The following is a 10,104-nucleotide window of genomic DNA, read 5'->3' on the forward strand; positions in this document are numbered from 1 at the left end:
CTATAAAAAAAGCCACCCAAGAGAGTGGCTAATCAAGCCTTTAAAGCAGCATGAACCGTTAGAAGCAGGGCGCATTATCTACGCGGAGGAGGAGCTGATTAGAAACCAGCAAACAGCTGAAGCATGGTTGTACCAGTAAGTTTTGATTCGCGTGCATCAACCGCTGACCCACTTTCCATTGCATGGGAAAGCTCTAACCGTAAGTTTTGAGAAGGTAGATACATAAAGCCAACCGTAGTTTTGTTTGCTTTATTGTCTGTAGCAGCCCCGTTATCCATCAGGCGGTGAGCAATATAAGCATTGGCTTTGTTTGGTAAAAGGCCATACTGAAGCAGTAAAGCTGTGGCCGTCGAATCATTAGGATTGCCATTGTTTATGTGGCCCGCTTTAGCGCTACCGGTGCTGAGTAAAACGGTCACAGATTTTCCGCCGACTTGGCCGTCGGCTTGCGCATCAATCACCCAACCATCGGTGACCAGTTCGTCAAACTGTTTTACACCGAAGTCATCTTTACCTGCGGCTTGTTTTATCGTTCCGGTTAAATATTGGAAACCAAAGCCGGTGTCCCATGAACCTATACGAGGCATGTAAGCGGCACGTAAATAGCTACCAAAGCTGGTGCCTACATCCATATTTTCACCACCGAATCCTGGGGTCCAAGCGGTGTAGTTAACAAAGTATTTACTATTGGTTGCTGCGAATGCAATACCGGTGGCTTCACCCGCTCCTAAACCAAGCGCTTGCGATGCACTCATGGCGGTGCGGTCTTCAATTGGGCGTTGAGCACGGGTTGCGCCAGTATTCAGAAGCTCTAGGCCATAACCAACCCCTAATGCATCGGTAGAAAAAGGAATGATACTGAGTTGGGTAGCACCAACTTTGGCGACATTAAAGTGTATTTTTGAACCTAAGAAGGTGTTCGAGTCGCCCTCGACTTCAGCTGTTAGATTTCCATCTGTATCTGCATCATTTAGGTTAAATGATGTTTCGCCACCTACCGGGCCACCAAAGCCAGCCTCAATCATGAAACCAATATTTTCGGATACGCGGCCGCCCAATAAGAGCGCTGCTTCGTTTGGCCACTCAATTTGGCCCGCATCCGCACCTTCGTTGGTATTGCCGTTAGATTGGGTGTAACGCAGTTTGGTAATAACTGACGCATTAAATGTACTCGGTAAAGACATATCTTTACCTTCAATCTTTGGTTGTGCGCCCATGATGGTGTAACCGCTGGCTTTAAATGCGCGGCCAAATGCATTGATGGCCGGGAAAGCTTGACTGTGACAGGCTACACATTGCATGCCGGTTTGCCGAGCAAAAGCGGGAGCCGCTTCTGCGCTGGGAGGGGTAAGAGTAAGGCCTACGGTTGCAAAGCCCGCTAAGGACATAAGCCCCATTGACAGGTTGCGTCCGAATAGTTTGGTTTTAATCATTTTCAACTTCCTTATTTTGATGCTTTTTCTGCGTTTAAAGATGACCATCCGTTAGATAGCTTGATGATGAGCTTAGGTGAAGTTAGTCGATCTTGTATACACTGCAAATGTAAGGTTATGTGAGTTGGTACATTTCTTATGCATATGTTATAAGTCCCTAACATATGTATGACTTGTGTTGTTATCGTTTTGATTTATTAGTTTTTTGGCAAGAGTTCTGTAATGGTTATGGCCCTTTTGGGCTGGCATGTAGCAATAATTTTAATAAGGATGGATGTGTTGTGAAGCGATTTAAAACCTACCCCCGGATGATTTTTTTGTTTTTATTATTGATTCTGCTCAGTGTGGGCGACCTTGTAATGGATCTGTTTAGTGGTTCAAGTTTCACGCATTTAATACTGGATGCGGGGATAGTGATTTTGGCCCTTTACTTTATTCGCGAATGGCATGCTGCATGCGTTAACGAGCGCCATACAAATGAACTTTTGCAGCAATATGTCGATGGCTTAAAGCAAACAATTGAGGCTGAGTTTGAGCGCTGGCATTTAACCGAAGCCGAGAAACGCATTGCGATCATGCTGATAAAAGGCAAAAGCATAAAAGAGATTGCGGAATACTGTCATCGTGGGGAGGGGACGGTGCGTCAACACTCGGTTTCTGTTTATCGAAAAGCTGGATTTCATGGGCGTGCTGAATTAGCGGCTTACTTTTTGAATGAGTTGCTTAAACCTGACGCGGATCAAGAAAATAATAAATAAACAAAAAACCCCGCCAAGGCGGGGTTGGTTTTAAGTGAGAGACGAATCCGTCTTATTTTTTACCAAACTCTGGGTAGGCTTCCATGCCACACTCAGATTGGTCTAGACCTTCGTACTCTTGCTCTTCGCTAACACGTACTCCGATCACCGCTTTGATGGCGAACCATACAATTAAGCTGGCAATGAATACCCAAGCAAAGATCGCTACAATACCGATTAGCTGTGCGCCAATGGTTGCGTCTGCATTGTTGAATACGACTGCGATTAAGCCCCAGATACCGACGATACCGTGAACTGAGATCGCACCAACGGGATCATCGATTCTAAACTTCTTGTCCATCATTATGATCGCGAATACCACTAACATACCACCGATAAAACCAATCACGGCGGCTGATAAAGGCGAAGGTGATAATGGGTCGGCTGTAATGGATACTAGACCCGCTAACGCACCGTTCAAGATCATGGTTAAGTCAACTTTACCGAACATGATGCGAGAGATAATCATCGCGCCAATTACACCAGCGGCCGCGGCTAAGTTGGTGTTTACAAAGATCATGGCGACGGCATTGGCGTTTTCAACGGTTGAGATTTGCAGTTGCGAACCACCGTTGAAACCAAACCAACCTAACCAAAGGATAAAGGTACCTAAAGCCGCTAAAGGCATGTTGGCGCCAGGGATAGCACGTACTTCACCGTTTGCACCATATTTACCTTTACGAGCACCGAGTACGAGTACACCTGCTAACGCGGCCGCGGCACCAGCCATGTGAACGATACCAGAGCCTGCGAAGTCAGAGAAACCAAGCTCGTCAAGGAAACCACCACCCCAAGTCCAGTAACCTTGTACTGGGTAGATAACCGCCGTCATCACGATCACGAATGCGAAGAACGACATCAGTTTCATACGTTCTGCAACCGCACCTGAGACAATCGACATCGCTGTGGCAACAAACACCACTTGGAAGAAGAAGTCAGCTAGGTTTGAATAATAAGGCGCATCTTCACCACCTGCTACCACAGCGGCAGTGGTGTTATCTGCACCTAGTAAGAAGCTTAGGCCTGGAATCACGCTGTTAAGGCCATCGCCGTACATAATGTTGTAACCCACCAACATATACATCAAGCTGGCAATTGAAAATAAGCCTACGTTTTTCGCTAAGATTTCTGTGGTGTTTTTACTGCGCACTAACCCGGCTTCGAGCATGGTAAAGCCCGCCGCCATCCACATAACGAGTGCCCCCGCCATGAGGAAGTAAAAGGTGTCGAGCGCGTAACTGAGTTCGATTACTTGTTCCATCACATTATTCCTTCTATTAATTAAAGAGCGACATCGCCGGTTTCTTCAGTGCGGATACGTACCGCTTGTTCGATCGGCATCACAAAGATTTTGCCGTCACCGATTTTGCCGGTGCGCGCGGCATTGCCAATCGCTTCAATCGCCGTGTCGACCTTGTCATCGCTAATGGCGATTTCTAGGCGTACTTTGGGAAGAAATTCGATGGCATATTCCGCACCACGATAAATTTCAGTGTGACCTTTTTGGCGACCGAAGCCTTTTGCTTCTGTTACGGTCATGCCGTGCACTTCAATGTCGTGCAGGGCTTCGCGAACGTCGTCCAGCTTAAAAGGTTTGATTATTGCCACTATAAGTTTCATACTTAGTAACCTCCATTTAGGGCTTGTTTTAAAGGCGTTTAGCCCCTCTTTTAAGACCCGTGTTGAAAAAAAGTTTCATCTGTATATAGCGTTAGTTGTGCCTTTTTGTATAAAGTGTTTTAAATACAATGGGTTAATATAAATTTATGTAAAATAAAACCATGATTTAAAGTTAATTTACGTTGGTTTGTTTTTTATTGGTGCAAGGTGTTTTAAAGTGGTGCATAAGGTAATGGGTTGGGTTAAGCAATGGCCGAAAATAGTTTTGGCTTTACTGCTGCAGCTGTTGGCGATAGGTGTGTTGGCTTTGTTGGTAAAAGGCTTGAGTTTGGTGGTGTCGCCACCTTATCCAGACTGGGCTTTAGTGTTAGCCCAAGCGGTGATTGCGGCGTTGTTAAGTTGGTGGTTGCCTTATTGGTGGCGTTGGATTCAGTTGTTTATTCCAATAGGTTTATATGCGGCTTTGTTGCTGGATGTGAGTCCGTTAATGGCCTTGGTCTTGTTTGTGCTGTTGTGGTTAGTGTTTCGCAATAGTGTGGTGAACCGCGTGCCTTTGTATTTGACCAATGACATTACCCGTCAAGCGCTTAAGGAGTTGGTAAAAGATCGTTCATCGGTTCGATTTATTGACTTAGGCTGTGGTTTGGGTCATAACGTGGTTTATATGAGTAAGTTGGCTAATGTCCAACAATCCTTGGGTGTGGAGACGGCTTGGTTGCCTTATTGGTGGGCAAAAACTCAAGCCATTCTGCGGGGCGGGCAAGTATTAAGACAAGATATCGACTCAGTAGATTTATCGCAATACGAACTGATCTATGCGTTTTTATCGCCCGAACCTATGCCAAAGCTTTGGCAAAAAGTGCAAGCCGAAATGCAGCCGGATGCCATATTTGTTAGCAACAGTTTTGCGGTGCCGGATGTGATACCCGATGCGATTTGGCAGCTAGCCGATAAACGTCAAACTGAATTATTTGTATATAAAAAAGATTCGCTGAGCGAGTCGAACCAGGAGTTAAAACATGCATGATGCACGTTCATTGATCGAGTCAGTCACGCCTTGGAGTCTGTTTGTAGAGCGTGAGTATCAGCGTTATCCAGCGCTGGTGGAGCTTAATTATGAACGTGTCTATCAATCGAGTGAATTGGTGGCCGAATGCCGCGATGCATTGTTAACTTGTGAATCGGAACTGGCACTCAAACAAATGTTACGCAAACTCCGGCGCGAACACATGGTGCGAATTGCAGTAAGAGATCTGGCTGGTCGGGCTGATTTAATCGAAACCATGCGGGATGTATCGGATCTGGCGGATGGTTTGGTGTCAGGCGCATTGGACTGGTTGTATCCGCGTTTTTGCGAAAAATACGGCACGCCGATTGGGCAAGAGTCTGGTGAGCCGCAGACCCTAATTATATTAGGGATGGGCAAGTTGGGTGGCTATGAACTTAACTTTTCTTCTGATATCGATTTGATTTTTGTTTACGCCGAAAGCGGTCAAACCAATGGCCCACGCGCGATGTCGAATGATCAATTTTTTGGCAAGCTAGGACAAACTCTAAATAAGATGCTGACGGAAATGATGCCGGAAGGCATTGTCTACCGAGTTGATATGCGTTTACGTCCCTTTGGCGAGGCCGGCCCGCTGGCAATTAGTTTTGCGGGCACTGAACATTATTACGAAATGCACGGTCGAGCTTGGGAGCGTTATGCACTCGTCAAAGCGCGCGCGGTAGCCGGTGATTTGGACAAGGCGCAAGAGTTATTTGAAATTTTGCGGCCTTTTATTTATCGTCGTTATGTCGACTATACCGCGATGGATTCATTGCGTGATCTAAAACGCATGATTAAAACCGAAGTGCGCAAAAAAAGCATGGAGAACAATATTAAGCTCGGCGCGGGCGGCATTCGCGAAATTGAATTTATTGTGCAAGCCTTTCAGTTGGTGCATGGTGGGCGGGATAAAGTGTTACAAGGTCGCTCCTTGTTACCGATGCTTAAGTATTTGGCCGAACAAGATTATATTGCATCCAAAGATGCACAGGAGCTTGAAGCGGCCTATGTGTTTTTGCGTCGAGCCGAAAACCGACTGCAAGAATGGAACGACCAGCAAACCCATGATTTACCGGATGACGAAATGCAACAGCAGGTGTTGGCGGAAACCATGAGTTATGCCAGCTATGCCGACTTTATGCAGGAATTAAATGGTTATCGCCAGATTGTTCAACAGCATTTCGATGATGTATTTGCTGAAGAAGCCAATGTGTGTGATTTAACCGAAGCGCTTGGCCAAGCTTGGAAGGGGCCGCTCGAAGACGATGCGTTGGTAATTCTGACGCAATTTGGTTTTCACAAGCCGGGCGAAATTTTGAACCTATTACGCCAATTTAAAAAAGCCCGCTCAGTCGGCCAAATGAGCGCGGAAGCCACCACGCGTTTAGAAAAGGTGATGCCGTTACTACTCAAACAATTGGCTGGGCAGGAAGATAACCAAGAAATCGCATTACAGCGCGCGTTAAGTGTCATAGAAAGCGTGGTGCGTCGCAGTGTGTATTTGGTTTTATTAAAAGAAAACCCGGTCGCGTTGGCACATTTAATTAAGTTGTGTGCGGCCAGCCCTTGGTTGACGGACATGTTAGTTAAATATCCGGCCTTGATGGATCAATTGTTGGATTTACGCAGTTTATATCGACCGCTGGAGCTGAATGAATTACTCGCCGAAGCCCAAACATTATTGAAAATTTATGGCGACGATGAAGAGCAATTCATGTTGCAGCTGCGTCATTGGCGGCATGCACAAGTATTTCGCGTAGGGGCGGCTGATATTACAGGACATGTACCGGTGATGCATGTCAGCGATTATTTAACTTGGATTGCCGAGGCCGTGCTAAATGTCGCACATGATTATGTGTGGCAAAAATTGACCGATAAACATGGCTTACCAGCCGGCCAAACACAGTCACCTTTTTTAGTGCTGGGTTATGGCAAGCTGGGCGGGATTGAGCTGGGGTATGGTTCGGATTTAGATGTGGTGTTTTTATACGACCTAGTGGCTTCCGATGAGAAAACCCAACCAAGCAGAGATAATCAGCGCTCACTCGATCACGCGACATTTTTTACCCGTATGGGGCAGAAAATTATTTCGGTATTAACGACCTTAATGCCCGCTGGGCAACTGTATGAAATTGATACGCGTTTACGACCCAATGGGGCGAGCGGTTTAATGGTGACGACCTTAAATAATTTTGAACAATATCAAAAAGATAAAGCCTGGAACTGGGAGCATCAAGCTTTAATTCGCGCGCGTGCGGTGGTGGGGTATGAAAAAGTTAGAGCAAATTTTGAGCAATTTAGAACGGCATTTTTGACGCTATCTCGTGATGGTGAAAAAGTTAAAAACGAGGTTGCAGAGATGCGCCGAAAAATGCGAGAAGGCTTAGATAAATCGAATCAGCATGAATTCGATTTAAAGCATGGGGCAGGGGGTATTGTTGACATCGAATTTATTGTGCAATACCTGGTGCTAGCCTTCGCTCACCAACAACCAGGCCTGGTGGTTTATTCCGATAATATGCGCATTCTTGATGCGCTCAAAGATACCGATGTTTTATCCAACCAAGCGATTGAAACCTTGCAAAATCATTACCGAACCTATCGCAGTGCTTATCATCGTTTAGCTTTGCAAAAACAAAAAGCGATGGTGAGTGCGAAAGACTTTAGCATTGAACGCGAAGAAGTGACTTCTATTTGGCATGGGTTGATGGAGAGCTAACCACCAGGCCTGGTGGTCGGCTGGCTTTGAAAGCGTTACGAGTGAGTTGATGTGAATGATTAGGGTTTTGGTGTGAAGTGAACCTGGGGTCTTAATTCGCCGCGAAACCAGTAACCAAGCCTCAAAGATTGGCCATTAAAAGCCACTTCAACGCCTGTTTGAGGGGTAGGAAAAATCTCGGAAACCTCTAAGGGCAGGCCGGCCCAATTAATTTGTAACTCAACATGCAGTGGGTAATAACCGTCTAAAAACTTACGCATAAATGGGCCGCGTTCAATTTTGTAACCGTTTGTTTGTGGTGTGAGAGCATAGGTGTCCGCTTGAACGCAGATTTTCGCGCCTTTTTGTAAGCCATTCATTTGAATACTTTTACCTTCTACCCAGCTTACATCAATCGCGTGATCTTCGAGAATGATTAGGTTTTTGGTGTGCTCTGGGTGGTAAACAATCTGTAAGCGCGCCACTGGGTCGAGATTGTAATGGCATTGGGTTAGTTTGGCCCAGCCGGTGGAGAGGGATTGATTATTAAGGTCAATCTGATTGGTCATGTAATAATGCTCGGCCAAATCAAACGGTGGAGTGAATCTTGTTTCTATAATCATGCTGTCCAAGGCACTCACTAGCTCATTTAGTTCACTATCATCCAATAACCAAGCGCGTTCTTGTGGGGAAAGGTCTGAATAGTCGTCGACTTCTGCCTCACGTGTTAAGGCCAGATCAAGCGCATCATAGAATAACTTAGGCTGTTCTTCCCAAGGGAAGTGGGCACATTTTTGCAGCACTTGGGTGTGTAGCTTGGGCAAAATGCTTTGGTAAGCTTGCAAACTTTCCGGCATAAGCAAATCTTGCTGGCAGGTGATTAAGCTGATGGCGCGATCTTGCGCCAGGGTTTGCAAAAACTCGGCTTGAATCGGCTGAGTTTGATAGGCCAGCCAGCCCGCATGGTTAATCGCCATATTAAAGTCGTTTAGACCAAATTGTTTGGCGTAGGCTTGACCCTGCTGGATATCGTAAAAATAGGTGGGCAGCACACGAGTGAGTTGGTGTTGGGTGACAGACTCAGCGCTTGGACTGTCAAAGTTGGATTCAAATTCATCTGGATTTTGTTTGATTAAACCGGCTTGACGCGCTTTGTTATCAATGCGCTCGACTAAATTTTGCATCGCGGTCAGATCAGGATCAACCGGATTAAGTAGGATTAAACGTTGCACACGATGCGGGTGTTCGCGCGCGTAAAGCTGCGCCATTAACGCGCCCCAAGAATGCCCGACTAGAATAAGCTGTGCCGCCTGTTCATGTTGACGCAGGTTTTCAATATCGGTTATCCATTGGTCAATCAAATTATCCGGAACGGGTTCTTGTTGGTTGTTTTCACCAACACCACGCATATCCATACGTAACACACGATGGTTAGTGGCGAGATGTTGTTGAATGGGGGTTAAATTCCAACTGCTAAAACCGGGGCCACCACCCAATAACAACACCACATTTTGATGTTGGCCTTGCGCTTGATATTGGAGTGATTGATTGTCCGATTGAAAATAAGATGTAATCACGTCAGCTTTTACAGCGATGGCTGTTGTACATAACGTCAAGGTCAAACCTAACCTGACAAATAGCTTTGAAATTTGATCGGCTCTCTGTCGCATAAAATCCTCCCCAGATTTACCCTTATTATCCAAGGAGGCACACAGGGATGCAATTAAAGTTTAGGCCGCTTGTTGGGCTTTGTTGGCTTAATCGAGGTGCCCGTCTGATTAAGAGGGAGGTCGAAACCACCAGGCCTGGTGGTTTCCTTTTAACCAATCCAAACCGCTATAGCGGCGTCATATAACGCTGCTTTTTCTTAACTTTAATCTTGTCTAACTCGACCATAATTAAGCTATCAATACAGTAGCCAAAATCGGCATCTTCACTAAAAGCCATAAAGTGACAACCCTTGTCATCACAGAGTTCACTGTACTGTTTATACAGGGTAGGAACTTTCACCCCAATTTGGTCAAGTTGATGGTTTAAACGTTTAAAGCAGGTTGCATAATCTTGTGCAAAATCGGTGTGCATCAGTTGCTGGGTTGACTCAGTTAGAGCATAAGGTGTTTTAGCTTGGGCTAAATCTGACCAACTACCAAACTGTTGTTTATAAAAACCAATAATTTTTTGTTTGGCTTCTTCAGGATAAGCCGCGCTTAAACTCACCGGGCCAAACAAATATTTCACCTCTGGATGCGCGGCAATATACGCGCCAATTCCGTACCAAAGATAATCGAGACTGCGTAACCCCCAATAACGAGGCTGCACAAAACTGCGACCCAGCTCAATCGAGTCCATTAAATATGGCTCGATTTCGGGCTGAAAATTGAACAAGCTATGGGTGTAAAAGCCTTTTAAACCCTGGCTTTCGATAATTTTACGGCCTTCACCAATTCGGTAAGCACCGACAATATCTAAGGTTTCATCATCCCATAAAACCAAATGGCGATAATAAGT

At 45.7% G+C, this 10,104-nt stretch carries 8 protein-coding genes; 3 read left to right on the top strand and 5 right to left on the bottom strand.

Translation table 11 applies throughout. From position 1 onward, the window contains the following. Positions 1–98: 98 nt before the first annotated feature. Positions 99–1,433, bottom strand: a complete 1,335-nt coding sequence (locus IBX48_RS05120) for a hypothetical protein (protein WP_296831474.1) — start codon at positions 1,431–1,433, stop codon at positions 99–101. A 281-nt stretch (positions 1,434–1,714) separates the two neighbouring features. On the opposite strand from IBX48_RS05120, the gene IBX48_RS05125 reads away from it, so the two are divergent. Continuing rightward, the gene (locus tag IBX48_RS05125; protein WP_296831476.1) at positions 1,715–2,191 is read left to right on the top strand and encodes a helix-turn-helix transcriptional regulator; all 477 of its coding nucleotides are present in this window, start codon (positions 1,715–1,717) and stop codon (positions 2,189–2,191) included. A gap of 52 nt (positions 2,192–2,243) precedes the next feature. On the opposite strand, the gene IBX48_RS05130 is transcribed toward IBX48_RS05125, so the two are convergent. Then, positions 2,244–3,491 (bottom strand): ammonium transporter, encoded by a 1,248-nt coding sequence (locus IBX48_RS05130; protein WP_296831478.1) that lies wholly within the window; start codon positions 3,489–3,491, stop codon positions 2,244–2,246. 20 nt (positions 3,492–3,511) lie between these two features. Continuing rightward, on the bottom strand, positions 3,512–3,850 hold the full coding sequence (locus IBX48_RS05135; protein WP_029935583.1) for a P-II family nitrogen regulator: 339 nt from the start codon (positions 3,848–3,850) through the stop codon (positions 3,512–3,514). A gap of 220 nt (positions 3,851–4,070) precedes the next feature. Here IBX48_RS05135 and IBX48_RS05140 point away from each other — a divergent pair, with 220 nt between their 5' ends. Together IBX48_RS05140 and glnE are read left to right on the top strand one after the other, a co-directional pair. Then, complete coding sequence (locus IBX48_RS05140) at positions 4,071–4,877, top strand: hypothetical protein (RefSeq protein ID WP_296831481.1); 807 nt, start codon at positions 4,071–4,073, stop codon at positions 4,875–4,877. Further along, positions 4,870–7,617: a bifunctional [glutamate--ammonia ligase]-adenylyl-L-tyrosine phosphorylase/[glutamate--ammonia-ligase] adenylyltransferase gene (gene glnE, locus IBX48_RS05145; protein WP_296831483.1), complete on the top strand. Its 2,748-nt coding sequence runs from the start codon at positions 4,870–4,872 to the stop codon at positions 7,615–7,617. The genes IBX48_RS05140 and glnE overlap by 8 nt, the downstream gene beginning before the upstream one ends. 59 nt (positions 7,618–7,676) lie before the next feature. Here glnE and IBX48_RS05150 read toward each other — a convergent pair whose 3' ends face one another. Then, complete coding sequence (locus IBX48_RS05150; protein WP_296831485.1) at positions 7,677–9,266, bottom strand: alpha/beta hydrolase; 1,590 nt, start codon at positions 9,264–9,266, stop codon at positions 7,677–7,679. Between the two features lie 166 nt (positions 9,267–9,432). After that, on the bottom strand, positions 9,433–10,104 hold a 672-nt coding region (locus tag IBX48_RS05155; protein WP_296831487.1), incomplete at its 5' end, for a GNAT family N-acetyltransferase.

This window comes from Thiomicrospira sp. (assembly GCF_014859555.1).
Lineage (GTDB): Bacteria > Pseudomonadota > Gammaproteobacteria > Thiomicrospirales > Thiomicrospiraceae > Thiomicrospira.

Bases quoted from the DNA above. Each gene is read 5' to 3' on its own strand.
- IBX48_RS05120 (WP_296831474.1), bottom strand. From the start codon at position 1,433: ATGATTAAAACCAAACTATTCGGACGCAACCTGTCAATGGGGCTTATG.
- IBX48_RS05130 (WP_296831478.1), bottom strand. From the start codon at position 3,491: ATGGAACAAGTAATCGAACTCAGTTACGCGCTCGACACCTTTTACTTC.
- IBX48_RS05135 (WP_029935583.1), bottom strand. From the start codon at position 3,850: ATGAAACTTATAGTGGCAATAATCAAACCTTTTAAGCTGGACGACGTT.
- glnE (WP_296831483.1), top strand. From the start codon at position 4,870: ATGCATGATGCACGTTCATTGATCGAGTCAGTCACGCCTTGGAGTCTG.
- IBX48_RS05150 (WP_296831485.1), bottom strand. From the start codon at position 9,266: ATGCGACAGAGAGCCGATCAAATTTCAAAGCTATTTGTCAGGTTAGGT.